This window comes from Anatilimnocola aquadivae (assembly GCF_049819085.1).
GTDB lineage: Bacteria > Planctomycetota > Planctomycetia > Pirellulales > Pirellulaceae > Anatilimnocola.
This window is the reverse complement of sequence record NZ_CP187419.1, coordinates 4,374,480-4,395,008: the sequence shown is the minus strand read 5'-3', so window position 1 is coordinate 4,395,008 and position 20,529 is coordinate 4,374,480. Positions and strand designations below refer to the sequence as shown.

Here is a 20,529-nt window from a genome sequence, read left to right as displayed (position 1 = left end):
ACTGATCGCCCTGGTCGCGTCGATCTTTGGCATGCTCTTTCTGCCGTGGCAGCAAACCTCGCGCGGCGCTGGCCGAGTCATCGCCTACCATCCGAGCGAGCGCCCACAAACGGTGGAAGCACCCGTCTATGGGCGCGTGGCTCGTTGGGGCGAGAACATCGTCGAAGGGGCATTAGTCACGAAGGGTCAACTGATCTTAGAGATCGATGACAATGATGCCGAACGCGCATTTCGACTCAATCAGCAAGTGACCGCGACAGAGCAGAAGCTTTCGTTTGCGGTCGAGAAGGTTAAGTCGTACTTCTCGCAGATTGAAGAGTATCGCCAGTCCCGCACACTCATTAACGAGTCGTATCAGCAGTTGCTAGCTGTTGCGGAGCAGAAAATTCGAGCCGCCGAAGCGGATCTATCAGCGGCCAAGACTGCCGAGTGGCAACTTGAACTCGATCATCAGCGGCAAAGTACACTCGCCAAGGAAGGCATCGTCGGAAACTTGAAGGCCCAAGAGGCACAGACCAAATACGAACAGGCCTTCGCGAAACGCCAGGCAGCAGAGAACTACGTCGCCGCTAGCAAGAGTGATCTAAAGGCCAAGCAAGCCGAGGGTGAGGCCAAGGCTCGCGAAGCCACGACCAAAATTCAAGAAGCCGAGGCCAAACATCAGCAGGCCCAAGGTGAGGAGGCACTTTCGCGCAAGGAACTGGCCGAAATTCAAGGCAAGATGGCCCAATTTGGTCGTCGCCAAGTGACCGCCCCACGCGATGGCATCCTTTACCGCATCCTCGTTTCAGACAATGCGCAAATGTTAAAGGAGGGTGACCCCCTTTTCACCATTGTTCCCGAAACTTCAGAACAGGCAGTCGAACTTTGGATCAATGGCAACGACGTACCGCTCGTGCGTGCCCAGCGCGAAGTGCGTCTGCAGTTCGAGGGCTGGCCGGCCGTGCAATTTGCTGGCTGGCCGAGTGTCGCTGTGGGGACGTTTGGGGGTGAAGTTATTGCCATTGATGCAACCGATGACGGCAAAGGAAAATTCAGGGTGCTGGTCCGGCCCACGGCCCAACACCCTTGGCCGGACGAGCAATTTCTGCGACAAGGGGCCCGTGCCAACGGCTGGATTTTGCTTAACGAGGTCTCTTTGGGGTACGAACTGTGGCGGCAACTAAATGGATTTCCGCCGGTCATTTCAACCGATGAACCCAAGTCTGCAAGCGGGGATAAAGAAAAGCAGAAAGTGAAGCTGCCGAAATGACACGGATGCAGAATTTTATCGTGGTACTCAGCTTGCTCGGCGCGGGTGGCTGCCAGGCGTTTAAAGACAACTTCAATGCTGCAAATGACATCCAGGGGCTGAGCAAAAGTCCTGCGGATAAAGCCACTCCGAAATACGCGCCGGTTGAGACCGTTGCTCAAGAAACCAAGTCAGATACTGTCGCTCAGGAACTTCCGCCGCCAAAAAATGACGGCGTACCGCGGGAAGCGATATCGCCCGACCGGAATGCACCCGTTGCCCCCAACCTGAGCCCCGACGCATCATCTCGCCAACGGCTCGACGCAATCGTCCCCAGCTTTAGCCAAGATCAAGCAATAGCGCCCCAGCTGCTGCAATTGGAGCGGGTGAAGACGTCAGTCGTAGAGAAGTTCCCTCTGATTCAGAGTGTCATTCTGGAGGCCCAGATTGCCGCGGGCAAACAGCAGTCGGCAAGGGGCGCTTTCGACGTGAAGTTGGTTGCCGAATCGCTGAACATGCCGCAAGGCTATTACAAGAACTATCGGCACTTGGTGAAGGCAGAACAAGCGACGTGGATGGGCGGTGCGATCTATGGTCAATACCGCATCGGCAATGGCGACTTTCAGCCGTGGTACGGCGAGCGCGAAACGAACGATGGGGGCGAGTTCAAGCTGGGGTTGGCCGCGCCCCTTCTTCGCGGAAGAGCCATCGATGAATGGCGCGCTGAAATAGCCCGCGCCGATCTCCAAGCCGCGGTGGTTACTCCGCAAGTTGAACGGCAAATTCTCGAATCCGTGCAAATAGCGGCCTATGTCTATTGGTCTTGGGTGGCCGCAGGACAGGCATATCTAGTAACTCAGAAATTGCTCGATGTCGCCGAAGAGCGGGACCGGGCAATTCGCCGGCAGGTGGAACTGGGCAATCTCGCTCAAACGGAACAGCAACAAAACGAGCGCCTCATCGCCTCGCGGCAAGCGAAGTTGATCGAAGCCAACCGTAAGCTACAAAGCTCGGCGATTAAGCTTTCATTGTTCCTGCGAGATGATGCCGGCGATCCCATCCTTCCTTCGACCCGCGAGCTTCCCACTCGATTTCCAGAGCCGACCGATCCAAGCAGCTTTGATTTGGAATCCGATATCAGCCGGGCAGTTGATCAACGTCCCGAACTGCGGGAGTTAACAGTGGTCCGAGAGATTGTCGCGGTCGACTTGAAACAGTCCGAAAATGACCTTTTGCCCAACTTGACCGCTGTCATGGAAGCCTCCAAGGATGTCGGGGCCCCCGCCAGTAGCAAAGGAGATAAAACGCCTTTTGAGCTAGAAGCAGGGCTTCTCTTCGATGTTCCTCTGCAAAGGAACAAAGCCTACGGCAAGATTCAGTCTGCACAGGGGAAACTGTCGCAGCTGTCGCTCAAGCGAGAATTCACCGTCAACAAGATTGTCACCGAAGTTCAAGACGCCCACTCCGCCATGATTGCGGCCTACGAACGGATTGGCCGGACCCGTCAAAGCGTAGAACTCGCCCGGAAACTGGTCAAAGCCGAGTACCGGAGCTTTGAACTCGGCAACAGCGATGTGCTGCGAATCGCGATCCAGGAAAGCGCCGAACTTGACGCGCGCTACCTCGAAATCGAAGCACTTCTCGACTACTTTCAAGCCCGCGCTCAGTATCGGGCGGCCGTAGCAATCCCCTAGGAAGATCCGACAGTTGCCGTTGCGACCGGCTTGCAGTGGTCCCTCCACCGCTACACTTGCCAAGGCGCTAAAGTGACCACTGAATGCCTTTAGTTAGGTTGGTTGGCTGTTAGGCAATGCACTTGGTGAAGGTGGCGAGGAGACGGAAAAGATGGCTCACAAGCGGTGGCTTTGCATCGTTGTTGCAGTTGCGGTCTTGCCACTTCCGGCCCTTGGGGAAGACTGGTCACAATGGCGTGGTCCGACGCGGGATGGCATTTATCGTGGCATTTCCTGGCCTGAATCGCTCGATGAGAAGAAACTACGGACCTCCTGGCGGGTCGAATTGGGGCCGAGTTATTCGGGACCGATCGTCAGCGGTAAGCGAGTCTTTACGACTGAAACCGTCACCGCCGATAAAGAGCGCGTCCGTGCGTTCGACCGCGACACCGGCGAGGAATTGTGGCAAACCGAATGGAAAGGTTCGCTAATTGTCCCGTTCTTCGCCTGGGCAAATGGCAGCTGGATTCGAGCCACGCCGGCCTGCGACGGCGAGACGCTGTACGTTGCTGGTATCCGCGATGTGCTGGTGGCGCTCGATGTTTCCAACGGCAAAGAGCGATGGAGAGTCGACTTTGTAGACAAGTACAAAACGCCGGTTCCCTCGTTTGGATTTGTGGCGTCACCGCTGATCGACGGCGACTACCTTTACGTGCAAGCAGCTGCGGGAGTCGTTAAGCTCGACAAACGTACCGGCGAGGTTGTCTGGCGAGAGTTTCACGACGAAGGCGGTATGAACGGTAGCGCCTTCTCGTCCCCGATTATCGCAACCATCGGCGGCGTCCGCCAACTCGTCGTGCAGGCCCGAGAAAAACTAGCTGGCCTCGCGCTCGACAGCGGCAGTGTATTGTGGTCGCAGAAAGTGCCCGCCTTTCGCGGAATGAACATCATTACCCCAACCATTATTGGCGACCTGGCCTTCACCAGCACCTATGGGGGCAAAACCGTCGCTTATCTAATCCATAACAGCGCACCGATGGGCGAATCGCCGAACTTCGGCGTGGAAACCGCTTGGGAGGAGCCAGCCCAAGGCTACATGAGTTCGCCGGTCGTGATCGCCGGACACGCGTATGTCCATCTTCGCAATCAACGATTTGCGTGTTTCAATTTGGAGAGCGGTAAGCGTACCTGGACCAGTGAACCGTTTGGCAAATACTGGAGCGTTGTCGCCCGCGGCGATCGACTATTGGCTTTGGACGAGAAGGGGGAATTGCTGTTGATCGCAGCTAGTCCCAGCGAATTCAAACTCCTCAGCCGTCGCAAAGTCAGTGACGAATCGGCCTGGGCTCACTTGGCCGTTGCCGATGGCCAACTCTTCGTGCGTGAATTGAACGCACTTTCCGTCCTGCAGTGGAAAGACGAGTAGCAACCTTCATCGCGATACAAGGTGGTCGTGAACTCGTTGGCAACTTGGCCACGCTTGCGGCAATAGACTCGAACATCGCGTCTGTAGCTGGCGGTGATTGCGACGAGAGACCTTGGAGCCGTTCCGCGTGGGGCGGGAGGTTTTGTCGGAACTTCGCTTGCTGCCGATAGCGTACGCGACGCCGGTGAGGCAAACCGCAAGCAACAAAACAAATCGTGAGCCATTACCAGGCCGGGCGTAGAAACGAAAAAGCCCAGGTGGTTAGCCTGGGCTTGGTCCGTTTACCCTGGGGTCGAACGAGTTCGATACCAGGGGTTTTAAGTTGCGGGGGCCGGATTTGAACCGACGACCTCGAGGTTATGAGGCACGATCTTTGGCACCCTCGAAACAGCAGTTTTTCCGTGAGTTATTGAGATTTTAACGCCTGAAACGCCGTTTGCAAGGGATTGCGAATTGTCGCGTATTGGACCGAGTTTCAACAGTAAACAACCGTCAAAACGGTACGAACCTCGCCCGATGCGTTTGGTCTGACCATCGTGTCGCTCGACAACTTTACAGTAGCTATCGAAAGGCTCGATTCGTCAGATCTCTGAGGCTTTCGATGGTCGGCGTTTGTATGCTCTGATCTTTCACTGCGGTAAAATTGTCCGATCACCCTCTGTTCTTGCTGAACGCGATCTGCAAGAATCGAAGTAATGACTGCGGCGAGCTTGACTCGCCGCTTGTCGTTTCTTGACGATCCGCACCGGTCAAAAAGGGAAGACAATATGTCGGAAACGAAGTTCAAAAAATTGGTTCTACCGCCTCGCGCCAAACTGGAACAGCGATCCATCTACTCGCTCAAACCGCACCCGAAGCAGGAATTGTTTTTCCCCGAAGCTGCTGCCGCCAACATCAACGACCTCGCAGCGGACATTTTGGCGAATGGCCTCAACGAGCCCCTGGAGATCACCCCTGACAATCGGATCATCTCTGGCCACCGCCGATGCAGAGTGCTGAAGAAGCTGCATGTAGACGGCCACTCGACATTTGCATCTGTGCAGGTCAAGGTTCGGTACGACCTCGCAGCGCTGGGGGAAGTAGCAATCGAACGGCGACTGCTGCAGGCTAATCTCAATCGGCGTCACCTTACAGTCACGGAATTCGCGCGAGTAACCTTCAACGAGTTTCAGCTCAGAAAACCGACAAAGGGGGAGCAGCTGAAGCTCAAGCGATCGATCGCCGAGCAATACAATATCAATGTGAAAACGCTAGAGAGGATCTGGAGGCTCTTAGACCTGCCGCTTGAACTGCAACGGCTTGTAGACGTGAAGAAGCTAAAGCAGCGAGTTGCTCTTGCGCTCTTGAATTACGCCACGCCAGATGAAATCGAAGAATTGCGCGTGCTGGCTGTCAAGGAAGGACCAGTCGGCCGTCAAGCAGACAGGCTGGTTGCGACGCGTGAGCCTGAAAAGCTGCGAAAGATCGACCCTCGGAAGATTTTGAACTCTAGCGCGATTGCGGCGGCAGACATCCACTTGCACCTCGCGAAGCTCGCCGAATTCATAACTGGCTGCGACAATCGAAGACAGCTGCGCAAATACCGCCATACGATGGGCCGAATCGTCTTCGCGGCAAATAAACTGCTCGAAGTACTCGGTTCTTTACCCCAGCTGCAAGGCGTCGATGACGAGCCGCCGATCACACTGGATGCAATCAACTGGCAAGCAGCAATCCGGGGAGCTGAAGAGCAGTTCCGAAAGTACAAGGATGGTGAAGACGACGATCCGCTTCCCGTTAGGACTGACGCGCGACCAAAACTGAAGCTGCCGCCTGTCGGAGTGCGGAATCGCGCCTAGCTTCCCCTGGTAATCACCAGTCGTCACCGTCTAGGGGTGGCGACGAGTGATCGCGAATCGAGCTGCCGGGCCATCAAACGACTACGAGGCCCAAATAAGTCGCGCTGTCCGCGTGAAGCGACCGACAGGCAAATCTGCAGACAGTTGCCGAGCCGACCGCAGTTCTTTACCCGCGGAAATGCTCAGTCGCCGCGGCTAACAGACCGCCGTTGATGCTCAAGAAGAAAACAGCTGCGTAAGCCAAGTTCTACTCGCCATCCCCTTCTGCTTCCGGCCGCCACCCGCTCGTCAACTGCTGCGGGTGGTGAGCCCGCTAGAGTCTACCGCAGTTCAGACAAATTGCCCACACGTTTCGCTGGAGCGGAGACTACGACTCTACTGGGGAGAAGTTGAAGACATATCCGAGGCGATGTCGAACAAGACGACTTTTTCTTGCAGCGAGTTGACTTACGCCGGGCGGCGGCTAAAAATACCCGCAACGCCACATCGGGGCCTCGTACCGGTGACGACGGGACTGATTGCAGCTGCACTGCGGCTCGTCACTCCCAACCACTACGCGTGTCATTGTGAACTACGCGAGTCGACGCGTTACAGCGTCACTTAGACGAGCGGCAGCGTGCCGTGTCGATCGAAGTCGTCACTTTCTTGTTTTGGGGTCATCAATGATGAGTTTTACATGCCCGCTGGAGGAATTCCGTACGCAACTGCAAGCTGCTCCACGAAGGATTTTTTCGCGCTCCGAGGAATACCAGGTAGCACAGAGCTACTTAAGCGCTCGTGGCGTCGATGTTAAATGTTCGCAGGCTAAGCAGGCACTCCGCGAATTCGCCCGCACCCTCCAGCAACGTCGCGCCGATCGCCGACGTGCTCTATCGAAGCACTACGGCAACTGCTTAAGAGAGACTGCCCACGAGGTTCTTCAACTGCGTCTGGCTAGTGCCAAGACACCATTTGCGAAGAGGCTGATCAAAGCTGAGATAAACCGCCGCAAAGTGCCCAGCTGGATTCACAGCTGGGCAACAGCCCCGCAGAGTCCGCCCACTGAAGCGAGGCGTGTTTTCCAAGGTTCGGATGGTAACGCAACTAAACGCTTTCTAAAAAAACTCGAGGCGATTACGCCGTATGGCTACCTTGCAGCGGAACTCTTCCGTTGCCAGAAGGCGTCGACCTGTGCAAAGGCTTACCGCGGTAAGCCACGGCGGGGAGGCCGGTCGTTTAGGGAGTTCGCATACGAGAACAAGCAATACGCGCTCGGAGGGGTGATTGAGATCCTGAACGGTACTGCGTTGAGCATTACTTGGGGCTGGCAGTCGGACGACAGCAATCCGCGTAACCCGTGGGTTCTGTATGTCGACTTGCCGAACGGCCAAGTCAGCTTCCATTCACCTGTTCGCGATGAAGGCCCAGACTATCTGGGCGAGTGGGATGGGAGTTTTTCGAGCGAATCTAGGATTATCTCGTTCTGTGATAGTTTGCTCGATTCGCCGGCAAGCGATTCGGTTCCTGGCTAGTTCGACCGATCTACCGACCCGCATCAACCACCGCCGCACCATTTGCTGGGTGCGGCGGTGCTTCGGTTAAACCTTTGCCATCCTCCGCCGCTCGATTTTAGGTCGACACTTACCCCCGCTCCGGTGATTGATCAAAATTCGTCAACCAACCTTGTCGTCAACGCGCCTGGACTACAAACTGCATCCGCTCCGCAGCGGGCGGAATCTGTGATTGCAGCCCTCCAAGCTGCTAACCATACGTGAAGTGCTGCAAATAATCCGATGCCCATCAAGAAATCCGACCTCTACTCCTCTCTCTGGGCCTCGTGCGATGAACTGCGTGGCGGCATGGATGCCAGCCAATACAAGGACTACGTCCTGTTCATGCTGTTCATCAAATACGTCTCCGACAAATATGGGGACTCCGATGACTTCGCCCCGCCAGTCGTGATTCCGAAGGGTGCCAGCTTCAAGGACATGATCGCCCTCAAGGGAAAGGACGACATCGGCGACAAGATCAACACGCAGGTCATCCAGCCACTCATCGACGCCAACTCCCGCCTCGCCCGCAGCGACTTCCCCGACTTCAACGACTCGAACAAACTCGGCGACGGTGCGCAGAAGGTCGAGAAGCTCGGTAACCTCATCGCCATCTTCGAGAACCCCTCGCTCGATTTCTCGAAGAACCGCGCGGAGAACGACGACATTTTGGGCGATGCCTATGAGTATCTCATGCGGCACTTTGCCAGCCAGAGCGGCAAGAGCAAGGGCCAGTTCTACACGCCGTCCGAGGTCAGCCGCATCATGGCCAAGGTCATCGGCATCTCCCCGGCGAATACCGTGGCCGCCACCACCGCCTACGATCCCACCTGCGGCTCAAGCTCGCTGCTGCTGAAGGTCGCCGCCGAGTCCGGCAAACACATCACGCTGGAAGGGCAGGAGAAGGACGTAACCACTGCCGGCCTCGCCCGCATGAATATGATCCTGCACGACTTCCCGACGGCCAACATCCTCTCGGGAAATACGCTCTTCGACCCCAAGTTCAAAGACGGCGAGCAGCTCCGCACTTACGACTACGTCGTCGCCAACCCGCCCTTCTCCGACAAGACTTGGTCCACGGGACTCGTCTTGGGCGAGGGCGGCAGCGGCGACCGCTTTCAGCGCTTCACCTGGGGCGTGCCGCCGAAAAAGCAGGGCGACTATGCCTACCTGCTGCACATCATTCGTTCGATGAAGAGTACGGGTAAAGCCGCCTGCATTCTCCCGCACGGTGTGCTCTTCCGGGGCAATGCCGAGGCCGTCATCCGCCAGCAGCTCGTCCGCTCCGGTTACTTGAAGGCCATCATCGGCCTGCCCGCCAATCTCTTTTTCGGCACCGGTATCCCCGCCTGCATCGTCGTGCTCGACAAGGAAAACGCCACCGCCCGCAAGGGCATCTTCATGATCGATGCCTCCAAGGGCTTCAAGAAAGACGGTCCGAAAAACCGCCTCCGCGAGCAGGACATCCACAAGATCGTCGACATCTTCACCAGGCAGGATGAAAGCGACCCGCGCTACGCGCGCATGGTGCCGGTCGCGGCAATCGCCGACCTCCCTGGTCGGGACTCTCCTACTAACCGCTCTCTCTCTTTTTCGTCTCAGAGTGCGACGCGTTTTTGTGTTAAGCAGTTATGAGGAGAGTTCGTCCGGATACCCCAGAACCGAATTTCGAACTCGGGTTAACAGCTTCGAGAAAGGTTCTCCGCGATCTGTGAAAATGGGCTGTTAACCGGCGAGTGATGGAGTTGCTAACACGGATCACAGTCCGCTACCGCCCGGTTCTGTCGACTGAGATCGGCTGCCCGAAGTGGTGCCAAACGATTGCCCGGACCATGCTCGTACCGCATAATCTTTCCACCATAAAAAGGAATCAAGAAATGCCAGGTACATTAACCACCGGGGCACGAGTTGGGGTTTTGCTAGGTTTTGCGGCGATGATCCTCGCTGCTGAGTTGGGCGCCCAGGAGCCAAGCGTTGCTCCGGTGAAGATTGAACGTCATCCAATCGATCGCAAGTTTGCTCAGGGGCTATTTCAGGAGAATCGAGAAACGCTCCCCAGGCGGCTGTCCGCGGCCGAGAAGAATCCCAATTTCCTGCCGTTCCTATCCGGGCAAGCACTAGACTTGGCGCACTGCGCCAGCGCGATCGATCCCCAGTCGCCCGAGATCAAGCCCAACGTTCGCCTTGCAGCGGAAGCCCTCACGGCACTCTTTGTGATTCACGCCCAAGGAGGAAAAAAGGTAACCGTGCCGCTCGGCGGTAAGCAGGTCACTTATGAAGGAGCCGAGATCGACGAGAGCTATCTTTATTCCGCTCGCTGGATGAACGCTTTCTATGCGGCAACAATTCTGCAGGACGAAGCTCTGCAAAAACAGCTGTTCGCAGCCGTGCCGGATTTTTCCTTGTCGAGCACCACGAGCCCTCGGCATCGCAATCTGCTGGTGCATGCCCTACGCGGCTGGTATGCGGAGTCGAAGGACACGGGCCGGCGATTCGTGAAGTGCATGGACGCTACCGATCCCAAGGAGTACGACGCCGACTATCACAATTACTTGCTCCGTATCGATGTTCCGCAGATCACCGTCACGTTCTACTGTTTGGGCGAGAAGAAGGAGTTCACCGAATCGCTGGTGAATGCGGTGCAACGGCACAAGGAGTTTTACAGCTCCAAGAAGAAGCACCGCGATGATTTGGACGGCTATTTCTCGCTGGGGCTGACGGCAATCGCGGTTGAAGCCCGAACGCGGGGACTTCAGCTCGGAGTGGAGTCCGATTATTTGCCGGCAGCGTTGTTGAAGTAGCAGAGCCATTCACCCGGACGCGGAAGTGGCGTTCATCCTCATGGAAACTAGGCGTGTGATCCTCGACCGGCAACCTTCCAACCGAATGAAGCATGGGTAATCGCCTAGGCTGCGGCATTCGTCGAACAGGCACGTGCTCAAAAGCTTCGCGTCGCGACAGCGCAGAATGACCGAGACTCCAAGTTCACAAAGGCAGTCGATAAAGTACTTCGTTCAAAACGAGTGAAGCCGAAAGTGAACAAGTTCCGCAGTCCGAACACAAACGCGTTCGTCGAGCGGTTCTTGCAATCGATCCAGCAACAATCTCCATGGCTGGGACTCTCTTACTGACCGCGCTCTCGCTTTTTCATCTCACTTACCTTTGCCTTTCCCCTTTCCCTTGCCCCCGCCTTGCCCACCAAATTTCTCCTTGCCCTTTGACGACTTTTCATAGATTGGGCCGAACGATTCGATGACCTTTTTGGCCTGCCCAGGCGGGGCTCCCCCAAACCCTGGCGAAACCAAGCCCTTTTTGGCCAATCCGGGCGGTAGTCCGCCATGCCCGGGGGGCACAAAGGAATCTAATTGGATGAACACGGCCTCGCGCCCCTCACCGCCTATCCCTGCCTGCTCAAACTGAGTGCGGCGATCCAACACACTGCGGTAGTGAGAACCGATCGCGGAGAACTGCCCGTCGGTAAAATCGACGCGTGAAAAGCCCACAGGCACATGGCCGCCCGAGATTGCAAAAGCCAGCCCACCCGATTTCGTTACGTTGTATTCTCGCCAGCCACGGGCGGGGCGGTAGGAAGCGGTTTGTTGGCACTGTGTGTGCTTCGATTTCAGTGTGCCAAAATACTTCGCCTCATGCTGCGAATAATATGACCGAACAGAATCGTATTCCTGCCCTGCTGTTCCATTTTCGTACCAAGAGACTAAAGCCCCGCTGCCGCGACGATCTGTCTCGTAATAATCGCCGAAGCAATAGTGCTTATAAGTTGGGGCGACAAACCAGTGAGCGAGCGCCTCTCGAACGTCGATTACGACGGTCGGCGAAACGAGATGGGCGTCGGGTTGCACTGCTAATGGAGCGAACAGCATTCCGCGGCGTTCCAGTGGCAGATCCCAATATCCGCGGACGAACACATGACCACGCGGAGTCCAGGTATAACAATCGGGGGTCCAGATCCACCCGTCGCGGCCTGCAGCCCAGAATCCGGATTTCCAACGATATTCGTCGTCGACGAATTGCCAGTTACCAGAAATCCAGAAATGATTGGCGTCGGGCGCGGATTCGGGCCGCTCGACTTTGGGAGCCGGCGGCTCCGGCAGATACGCTACTTCTTCCTCGCCGCCGTGACCCCAAAATCCACTTACCCATCGGCATACTCGGCCGTCCCTAGACCAGTACCCAGGCACCCATTCCATCTCTGGCGGCGCATATCGCCACGTGCCACTGATCCACACAAAGCCCTGATCCTGTGCTTCCCATCCCCAATAGCCAGGAATCCAGCGGGCAGTGTCGGCGTCTTGCTGGGGCGCAACTTGTGGAGCTAGTTCTTCGAGCGGCTGGGGCGGTAACTGGGAGACTTTTTGAGATGGCAACTGTAGGCTGGGGGGCGGTGCGGCAAACGCTTCATGGACCGGACCGTGGACAAGTGGCTCACTCGCCTCTCGCCCCTCGCGTTGCCCTAGCCGTGCTTCACCGGCTGGCACGGGTGGAGGTGGTTGCCGTTGAGGTCGGGTAGGCTCGGTTGGTTGCGCGGCAGCAGCTGCCGCAAGTAATGAGAACGTTACACCATATAAAAGAGTGTCAGTAGTACGGCGCATGGCTTTGTTTTCCTGCTGAGTGGGCGGGCTATACTCAAGTAAAGTCCGGCAAGGCAGCAACTTATGGGCCGTGCGTGGTAGCCTGAATGCTCGGCGAGGTCCGATCCGCATTACAAATGGTCGTTTTACTGAGAATGTTGTTAATACGGCAGCAGTAGCGAGCAGCTAGCAGTCTGTTTCGAGGGGCGGTTGTGTCCCTCACGAGCATGTGGAGGGCATCTTCAAATTGTTCTTGCACTGCATCCGTCGAGCGGCCTCACGTGCCGCCTGCACCGCCGGAAAGCACTCGCAACGGCGGTCCGACTTCAGCGACGATTCCCAATGACGCTACGACGGAATCGGCGATTTTCGCGATTGGCGCGGAGTTCAGAGTCACTGGCCACACGGTCGCCTTCATCACACCGGGTTTACGGAAACACTACCGTCAAACACCTTTGTTCCGTATGTCTCCGGGGGAAAGACTCGAAGCGCTGAATTAATTCATGGCAGGAACGCTACAACGGCCTGTGGGGAAACTCGACCAGCTCGTGGAAAACTCGCAGCAGGTAAACCCAATCCGAAGGACTGGCGTACCTCCGCCAAAAGTGGAGAACAACGCTGAACATCGCCGATCGGTTTGGACGATATCTAAATTGTCAGTGACGACTCCTGTAGGGCAGTACAGGAATGTCGCTGACATAACGCGCAAGAAAAACGCCCAGCTGGCTGTCGCTGGGCGATACCTATCTGGCGAACCGGGCAGGGTCTCCGTTAGGTACCGTTGTCATCGGATGACACTCATCCACCAGAGTATGGGGAATTCCTGCTCCGCGCGAAAGCAATCTTCAAGTTTGTGATCTCACCGCCGACAGTTTGCTTCAAAGCGACGGGCTAATTGTGGAATTCTTGGCAGTTCAGGTGGACAGCGCATCTGAGCAAATAGAACCCGACTACATGTGACTCCCAAGCCTCCGGTCGCACCTTCCGGTCGATCTGCTCTAGCGGCCAGAAGAACCTTGCCGCAATCTGGCTATCTGTGATCATTCTTACATGCACGACAATTGTCGCGCTACAAGATTAACAGTGCGCCAAGGAGGGGCGATAGTTTCGCATGCGAATCAATTGGCATCTTGATTGCCGGGGTTTTTCCCAGCCCTCGAATCCGACTGGCCTTAGGGCTTTTCTGCACGCCAGTCGACCAACCCGAGCGATAACCTGCCAGTTATGAGCCAGCAAGCCAGCATTCGTCCCTGCCCTATTTGTGGTTCTCACGAGACGTCCTTCGTCGAAGGGGCGGTCGCGTCTGAACACTCCCCGCAGTCTGAGACACGGGTTCTGACCTGTAAATGCGGTTCCATCACTACCCTATTCATGCCCAAGGTGAAGTCCGAGAGTGCGCGCGAAAAGTCCTCGCCGGAATAACACACTCTGATAGTCATCCGATAACCCCACCTTTTTGCGATTAGTTTGCGCGATGTAGAAGTCTTAATCCTTGATCTGCTCCTTGCTCCCGCAACCTTCCAGCCAGCATTAAGCCAGCTCGATGAACAATTACCTGTGGAACAAAGTCTCCGATTCTCCGGAGCATCACCAGCTCGTCGATAACGTGACGCACCAAGCGGTGGCTACGATTATTCAGACTGACGTTGGCTGGAGTTGGGAACGCAAAACCAACTTTCTTCTGTATGGCGTAGCACCAGCTTCTGGCAACGCAAAAACATTCTGAATGCAAAGCTTGCCGTACTTCAAAACCTGCCCAATGAGGTATCGAAATATGCCCGCAAAGAAGAAGACCGTAGAACGCCTTGAAGGAAGCTGGGAGCAAATCGCCGAAGCCTACCAGCGCGGCATGTCGATCGAGCAGATCGCAAACTTCTACGGATGCTCGGACACGTCAATCCGCAAACTTCTTAAGCAGCATTCCATTGAGATTCGTCGACCTGGTGGGAGCCGAAAGCAAGGCTCGCCATCGACAGCTGGCTTTTGAGTCAAGACTTGAAGACGCTTAGCGGCACTCCGGGCCGGTGAGCCGGGACCCTTGATAGCAAAACCGGCGGCGGGCAAGTCGTAGTTACGAGGTTGGGCGACGAGCGGCGATAACTCGCGTTCCAGGCTTGGACTAAAAGCAACCCTGGGCGACCCAGCTCAGCGGCTTTGCGAATTTCGATCACGCAGCAGGTCCCCAATGCGCCGTGAAGGCTGGTTTGATGTGGGCGAAGGCGAGGTTTTCGTGGGAATCTTAATTCTTGTCACTGTGCGTTGCAATCTGGCGGGGCGATTTCTCAGACAGCTACAATTGCGAGGGGACGCCAAAGCGCGACATCCTCTCTCTACTCGTCAAGGGACTCCGCCATGCGCAAACGTGCTCATCTATATGTCGCCGCGTTCGCTGCGACAGTCGTCGTCTTGGGGCTCGCGATCGGCACCACAGCCGGTCGCATCCTTGCTGCGGACAAGCCCGAGCAAGGTGGAGCCGCCGCAAAAAGCCTGGCGGATAAGCTGATCGGCACCTGGACGCTAGACGAGGCAAAGACGCCTGGCTCGCCTTCAGGAGTCGGCACCCGACTCAAGTCCTTTACAGGTACACACTGGATGATTACCCAGCCCGATCCCAAGACTGGAGTGGTCGTATTTCATCATGGCGGTCGCTACACGCTCGATGGCGCGACTTTGAAAACGACGACTGATTTCGCGGGGGAGAGCACGAAGTCACGAGTTGGCATTTTCGGGGAGTTTAAGATTAACGTCGATGGCGATACGTTCAAGCAAACCGACGCCAACGGAACGTTCAACGAAACGTGGAAACGCGTCAAATGAATGTGATTCCGAGACATGACCAACCGCTCACCCCTCATCGTCGCCATCGTCTTGCTGCTCTTGCCGGTGCTATACGTGGGGAGCTATCTGGCGTTGGTTAGACCAGTAGAGGAGTACAGGACATTCGCGGTGAGCCTTACGCCGAACGACCTTGGCAATTACCGCGTTGCCAGTTCGTTTCTAAGTAAGGTGTACTGGCCCCTGGAGAAGATCGACCGGCAGGTGAGACCGGGGGCGTGGGGGACCTCTGGATAGAGCAGCCGGCCCCGTCACACTGGCGGGGCTTTCTCGTGCGATTTGGCAATTCACACCACAAATCCCTGTCAGGAATTGGCGCACTGCGGCAAATTGATGATGACGACTCAATGCCTCAGATAAGCAGGGAACCTAGATAATGCTCGTTCGGTCAATCGTTTTGGGTGCTGTTCTTTTGGGTTTTGTCAGCACTTCTCACGCAGCGATCATTGCGTACAACGAAACAGTAAATGGTGACTTGCCAAGCAGCGTCCCTATTTCAGTTGGAACGCTTGATCTTGGAATAAATACGGTTTCTGGCACCACTGGATTTGGGGGTAGCTATCTCGATTTTGACAGTTTTCGTTTTACCATTGCGCCTGGGCAGCAACTAACGGCGATTAACTTGGATCTTGCCAACATCAGTGGATCATCAGTAATTTCTGCTGGATGGGGTTTCTATCGCGTATCGCCAGTTCCTGTCTTCCTTGGTGACATTTCTGCAAGTTCACAGCCGAACAGCGTTATTCCCTCGGTATTCCCACAAGGCGCAGGGATCTATAGTATTAGTGCCAGCTCTCTTGCTGGTACCGGACCCAGGAGCTATACGTTCAATTTTGAGGTCGCGTCTACAGCTACTACCCCCGAGCCAGCCTCTTGCGTTATCTGGGGCGTTCTCGGCATCGCTGGCCTAGTCGCAGCACGACGGCGGAAGAAATTCGCTGCTTAATCGACCCCGCAACCTTGACGGTGCCAGCCCCAGCCCTACTTAGCTGGGGTTTTTCATGCGCTGTCCACGTCACCCGCCAAGAATTCCGCACTTCGGTTTAAGTCAGTGAGCCGGCGCGGGTTCGCGTTTTCTCCAATGCAGTCGCACGGTATCCAAAAACGATTGCGAAAGCTGCTGTGTTTTTTTAACATGTCTGCTTCGGCAGCCTTACAGCCGCGAACTCCCCGGTGGACTCTGGAATGATCCTCTCCACGGCAGCGTTACGCGAGGTCTGCCCGTCCCCTTGTCGGCATGAGCTTGCCTAATCGTCGGCAAGGGGCGTTTTCTCATTGAGGCACGCACCATGACCGGCAATCGCTATCGCTGGGTAAAGCCAAGCGATAAACCAGAACGAGTGGAACTGATCGACAATGTCACCTCGCAACGAGTAGCGATTATTACTGAGGTAAATCGCCGATGGGCATGGACACGCAGCACCACAATCCTGCTGCATGGTGCGCCATCGGCTGATGGTCTTGAGGCCTCTCTAGCCCAGGCAAAAGCCCAGGTGTTGGACGGCTTGCCGAGCTGAACCACGCAGACCGCACGGAGGCGGTCCTTTATTTCTTCCTTGCTTGTTACCCCATGAAGCCACTCGAACTAACCGGGAAGCGACCTCGAAAGCTCTCGTCACTCTGACATTGCTTTTTCCGGCGCGTTCTCGGACTTCTTCTTGGGCATAAAAAGAGTAGCGATTGCCCCGCACTTGCACGTCAACACTCGAATCTCCGAATGTGGATCATGCTCGGAGTCGATGGACCCTTCGACTAGCGTCGTGTCGTGAGAACTACAGATCGGGCAGGGCCGGACAGACTCTCGCTGGCTCATAGCTGGCAGGAAATCGCTCAGGTTGATCGACCGGCGGAAGGAAAGCCTTGGAACTAGCCGGTTTGCAGGGCTAAGCATCATTCAAGCACCCGCCGCGCCGAAAGAGATCAGGGGCGAAAATTTCGCTTGTGTCGTTGATCGCCTCGACCGTCGTGCAGGAGTGACCACAAACGCACTGGCGGACTAGGTATTGAACGCCAGGATAGTTGGCTGCCTGCATCCGCTCTAAAGTAGACGACCGGGCGTAGCAGGCGGGACACAACGGAGGCGTATTGTCCGCACGGTCGATATAACTAGATCGTTGCATTCGTGGCTTCCGGTAGGACTGGGTGTCCATTGGTGGCTTGCTACGCTATCATCGGCAAAATTCCACCACCAACTCGATGGGAATTCCCCTACTACACGCGTGCGGCTATCCGAACGCTCCCAACCATCTGCAGGCAATGATGACCAACCGCGCACCACTGATCATCGCCATCGTCCTGCCCGTGCTGTACGTGGTGAGCTATCTGGCGATCATGACGACCGAGCCAGATCCATTCCTCGCTTATCACCAAGCTAGTAAGACGTATCCAGGAATGGTACAGCGGATTTTTTGGCCACTAGAGATAATTGACCGACAGTTCCGCCCAGACGCGTTTGAAATCCATCTTCCACCACACATTCGGGAACAGATGAGTCCGTGACCTGTCCACTTCACCCGCCAAGAATCCCGCAACCGGTTTCACTTGATGCCGGGCTGGTGTTCTATCCCGCCCCGCTGTTGCACCACTCTGGCGGGGCTTTTTCATGTGCGGGTAGACTGGGCGTATGAAAATTACTCTGCGAGAGCTCTTCCTTCTGACGGTAATCGTAGCTCTTGGGCTTGGATGGTGGCTCGATAATCGGCGAAAAGCCGCTCAAGTCGAATCACTCACAGCGTATCACCGTGCACTGAAGGAATTTGCTTTCATTGCACATCAGCAGCGACCCGTAGACAAATCCGATCAGACGCACATGCGTCTTTTGCTAGAGCAGCTTTCGGGTGACAGTAATTGGGAACACCCAGCCTACAACCTGCAATCCAAGTAATGCCAGCTAATGACCAGCCGCACACCACTCATCGTCGCCATCGTCCTGCTGCTACTGCTCATTGCAACTGTCTATGTCGGAAGTTATCTGGCGATCGTCTCGCCCCAGGCTCGAATCGCCGTTTATAACGGATCTGCGCCCGCCCTTAGCTTCCCGTACCTGACTCACTATCGGTTCGGGGACACATGGGCACCGCTGGTCTTTTGGCCGTTGGAGCAAGTCGACCGGAGACTGCGTGCGAGGGCCTGGATAGACAATCCACGACCCGGCTTTCAATTGGATGCAATCTAAGGCGATCGCATGACACCTCGCTCCCCCGCGCCAATCGTTGCTGCCGCCCTACTGCTCCTGCCGTTGCTGTACGTCGGGAGCTATTTTGCGCTAGTGGAGCCGGGTGGGAAATTCCATTCAGTCGGTAACGTGCTTGTCTGGGGACACTATCGAGTTGGCGGCAAGTTTGCTCAGCACGCTTACTGGCCGCTGGAACAGATCGATCGGACGGTGCGGCCAGACGCGTGGGATAGGATTTTGAGATAGCCCGCCGCGAGCCACCACGAGCCATTTCTGGCCACCGACATTTTCCACGTCCCGACAGGATTCTAAGTAGTTACCGCCTCGATGCACTCCGCACCCTCGTGACGTGAGCTGTTTACATACTGGCTGACCCGCCTCGCTGTCATTCCGTCAACGGAATGAGGAACCAGCGGGATTTGCTCACCGGCTAGCCACGCAGCGTGATCGGGATCGTCGAGGATCACCGGCATGCGGTCGTGGTACTGAGCAGCCAGTTCATTCGCTTCGGTCGTCAGCAGCGTGCAGGTCTCGATATCGTTCCACCGTTCCCACAGGCCAGCGATCGCGAACAGTCGGCCGCCTGTTAACTCGTGCAGAAAGGGTAATTTCTCTTTGCCCTGCTTCTGCCATTCATAGTAACCATCGGCCGGGATGAGGCAGCGGCGAGACTTGTAAGCGCTGCGGAAAGCGGGCTTGGTCGCAACGGTTTCAGACCGAGCGTTCAGGCATTGGAACGCGATCTTTGGATCCTTTGACCAGCTCGGAATCAGGCCCCACTTGAGTTGTACAATCTCGCGAGTCTCCGAGCCACGCACTGCGAGCACCATCTGACCGGGACTGACGTTGTACCGCGGTACGGTATCGAAGCCTGGCAACGGAGCAGAGAACTCATCGGCGATTTGCCGCAGGCTTGTCCGAAGCGTGATGCGTCCGCACATTCGGCCTACCCCTTCTGGCGAAACTCTGCGTGGTTGGCGGCGCTCTGCTGCAGTTCGTCGATAACCTTCAGCAGTTCGGCTTGCGTGGTGACGCCATCCCGAAGCAGCGAGTCCTGAACTTCCGGGCCGTCAGGGTCTAACGCTGTGGAATCGCCCACAAACACCCTGCCATCGTTCCAGCGTAACCAGCGGGCATCGGCCACGCCAGAATGATCGTAGAACAGCTCCCAGCCTCCGTAATCAGACCGGTTGAAATTGTGGGCGAGAAGGAAGTCAGGCGTGATTATGCTCATGCCTAAAGTTTACCTACGATCTGTGAAAAGCAAGTTCGGCCATGCGGGTTGTCGCGGAGTTACCTGATGCCGGGCCCTATGTCTTGGTTGACGATGGGCCAGGAGCTATTAAAAATACGCGACTCCACCTCTCTCCCCTCCTTCACCGGAACCCTCTCCATGAATACTGCGCTTACCCCTAGTCGTCGTCGCGTGTGGATCATTGCTACCGTCGCAATGGTTGTGCTCATGGTTGGCTTGATTGCCGGCAAGATCGGTTTTGAAGCTACCCGGCCGGTGAGTATCCAACCGTTGTCGGCCATTCCAGCCAAGTGGAACGTCCCGGTAGGAAAAAAGATCGAGGACCTGTCTGAATACTTCGTCGAATACAAGCTTGTCGGTCAGCTGCCAGGCAAACCGAACGATCAGTTTCACCTCGTCGTGCACGGCCCCGAAGCAACTCCGTACATGCGAATCCTCTACGGCGACGACTTGGAGAAGGGCGGCATCGTTGGGTTGGCGGTGCGTAAGCGCGGCGTGAAATATACGGCAGCGCTGCGGGGCTACAACTACCAGGGCAACGGACCTCGCTACTCGAACACCCTGACCTTTACTTACTGACGCCGCTTTTCATGCGAACTGTCCATCCGTACACTACCGGCATGGACGCGTCGAAGCTAACCCGGAAGCAGTTGGACCAGCTCACGGACAAGTTGGCACCAGCGATGCGTTACCTGCTTGGGATGCATCACCGATTGAAAGAGCGCAACTTCCCTGCCGACGATCCGCTCGTGATTGCCGCCGACGAGGCGATGCAACGGATGCAGGCGCTGCTGCTCGTGATTCACAATTTGGCACTGGCGAAGAGTAGCGGGGGATTCTACGTCGGCTACACCTACCATCCACCTGTAGAGGAGGCCAAGCCGGAAGCCGCGAAAGACATCTTCGGCGGCATGAGTGCGCGGCAGTGGAAGAAGCAGCAGCAAGAGAAGCGGAACGGGTAGGTGGTGCGGTAGCAAG

General features: G+C 56.2%; 18 protein-coding genes and 1 pseudogene. 14 read left to right on the top strand and 5 right to left on the bottom strand.

Annotated elements, in window-relative coordinates; genetic code table 11:
* Positions 1–31 precede the first annotated feature (31 nt).
* From NA78x_RS17500 to NA78x_RS17470, 7 genes are all read left to right on the top strand, one after another.
* Entirely contained in the window at positions 32–1,252 is a 1,221-nt protein-coding gene (locus NA78x_RS17500) for an HlyD family secretion protein (protein ID WP_425613660.1), read from the top strand.
* A 5-nt stretch (positions 1,253–1,257) separates the two neighbouring features.
* Positions 1,258–2,925 (top strand): TolC family protein, encoded by a 1,668-nt coding sequence (locus tag NA78x_RS17495; protein WP_425613659.1) that lies wholly within the window; start codon positions 1,258–1,260, stop codon positions 2,923–2,925.
* Between the two features lie 151 nt (positions 2,926–3,076).
* Positions 3,077–4,330 carry a PQQ-binding-like beta-propeller repeat protein gene (locus tag NA78x_RS17490; protein ID WP_425613658.1) on the top strand — a complete coding sequence of 418 codons (1,254 nt, stop codon included), beginning with the start codon at positions 3,077–3,079 and terminating at the stop codon, positions 4,328–4,330.
* 767 nt (positions 4,331–5,097) lie between these two features.
* On the top strand, positions 5,098–6,168 hold the full coding sequence (locus NA78x_RS17485; protein WP_425613657.1) for a ParB/RepB/Spo0J family partition protein: 1,071 nt from the start codon (positions 5,098–5,100) through the stop codon (positions 6,166–6,168).
* A 662-nt stretch (positions 6,169–6,830) separates the two neighbouring features.
* Positions 6,831–7,679, top strand: a complete 849-nt coding sequence (locus tag NA78x_RS17480; protein ID WP_425613656.1) for a hypothetical protein — start codon at positions 6,831–6,833, stop codon at positions 7,677–7,679.
* Between the two features lie 261 nt (positions 7,680–7,940).
* Complete coding sequence (locus tag NA78x_RS17475) at positions 7,941–9,332, top strand: type I restriction-modification system subunit M (RefSeq protein ID WP_425613655.1); 1,392 nt, start codon at positions 7,941–7,943, stop codon at positions 9,330–9,332.
* A 242-nt stretch (positions 9,333–9,574) separates the two neighbouring features.
* Entirely contained in the window at positions 9,575–10,498 is a 924-nt protein-coding gene (locus NA78x_RS17470) for an immunity 49 family protein (protein WP_425613654.1), read from the top strand.
* 351 nt (positions 10,499–10,849) lie between these two features.
* Here the strand turns inward: NA78x_RS17470 and NA78x_RS17465 are convergent, their stop codons facing one another.
* The 3 genes and pseudogenes from NA78x_RS17465 to NA78x_RS17455 form a co-directional block, all read right to left on the bottom strand.
* On the bottom strand, positions 10,850–11,905 hold the full coding sequence (locus NA78x_RS17465) for a hypothetical protein (RefSeq protein WP_425619459.1): 1,056 nt from the start codon (positions 11,903–11,905) through the stop codon (positions 10,850–10,852).
* Positions 11,906–11,926: 21 nt separating this feature from the next.
* A pseudogene (locus tag NA78x_RS17460) lies at positions 11,927–12,307 on the bottom strand (hypothetical protein); the annotation flags it as partial.
* 198 nt (positions 12,308–12,505) lie between these two features.
* Positions 12,506–12,580: a DUF1559 domain-containing protein gene (locus NA78x_RS17455; RefSeq protein ID WP_425619458.1), complete on the bottom strand. Its 75-nt coding sequence runs from the start codon at positions 12,578–12,580 to the stop codon at positions 12,506–12,508.
* A gap of 1,480 nt (positions 12,581–14,060) precedes the next feature.
* On the opposite strand from NA78x_RS17455, the gene NA78x_RS17450 reads away from it, so the two are divergent.
* From NA78x_RS17450 to NA78x_RS17430, 5 genes are all read left to right on the top strand, one after another.
* The gene (locus NA78x_RS17450) at positions 14,061–14,273 is read left to right on the top strand and encodes a helix-turn-helix domain-containing protein (protein WP_425613653.1); all 213 of its coding nucleotides are present in this window, start codon (positions 14,061–14,063) and stop codon (positions 14,271–14,273) included.
* Positions 14,274–14,638: 365 nt separating this feature from the next.
* Positions 14,639–15,103 carry a hypothetical protein gene (locus NA78x_RS17445; protein WP_425613652.1) on the top strand — a complete coding sequence of 155 codons (465 nt, stop codon included), beginning with the start codon at positions 14,639–14,641 and terminating at the stop codon, positions 15,101–15,103.
* A gap of 394 nt (positions 15,104–15,497) precedes the next feature.
* On the top strand, positions 15,498–16,067 hold the full coding sequence (locus NA78x_RS17440) for a hypothetical protein (RefSeq protein WP_425613651.1): 570 nt from the start codon (positions 15,498–15,500) through the stop codon (positions 16,065–16,067).
* Between the two features lie 343 nt (positions 16,068–16,410).
* Entirely contained in the window at positions 16,411–16,638 is a 228-nt protein-coding gene (locus tag NA78x_RS17435; protein ID WP_425613650.1) for a hypothetical protein, read from the top strand.
* Positions 16,639–17,263: 625 nt separating this feature from the next.
* A complete protein-coding gene (locus tag NA78x_RS17430; protein ID WP_425613649.1) occupies positions 17,264–17,620 on the top strand; it encodes a hypothetical protein in 357 nt (118 codons plus the stop codon).
* Positions 17,621–18,604: 984 nt separating this feature from the next.
* On the opposite strand, the gene NA78x_RS17425 is transcribed toward NA78x_RS17430, so the two are convergent.
* Positions 18,605–19,237 (bottom strand): SOS response-associated peptidase, encoded by a 633-nt coding sequence (locus NA78x_RS17425; protein ID WP_425613648.1) that lies wholly within the window; start codon positions 19,235–19,237, stop codon positions 18,605–18,607.
* A 5-nt stretch (positions 19,238–19,242) separates the two neighbouring features.
* Positions 19,243–19,530 carry a hypothetical protein gene (locus tag NA78x_RS17420; RefSeq protein WP_425613647.1) on the bottom strand — a complete coding sequence of 96 codons (288 nt, stop codon included), beginning with the start codon at positions 19,528–19,530 and terminating at the stop codon, positions 19,243–19,245.
* A gap of 159 nt (positions 19,531–19,689) precedes the next feature.
* Here NA78x_RS17420 and NA78x_RS17415 point away from each other — a divergent pair, with 159 nt between their 5' ends.
* Complete coding sequence (locus NA78x_RS17415; protein ID WP_425613646.1) at positions 19,690–20,130, top strand: hypothetical protein; 441 nt, start codon at positions 19,690–19,692, stop codon at positions 20,128–20,130.
* Between the two features lie 11 nt (positions 20,131–20,141).
* Positions 20,142–20,513, top strand: coding sequence for a hypothetical protein (locus NA78x_RS17410; protein ID WP_425613645.1), 372 nt, complete (start codon positions 20,142–20,144; stop codon positions 20,511–20,513).
* Positions 20,514–20,529: the final 16 nt, after the last annotated feature.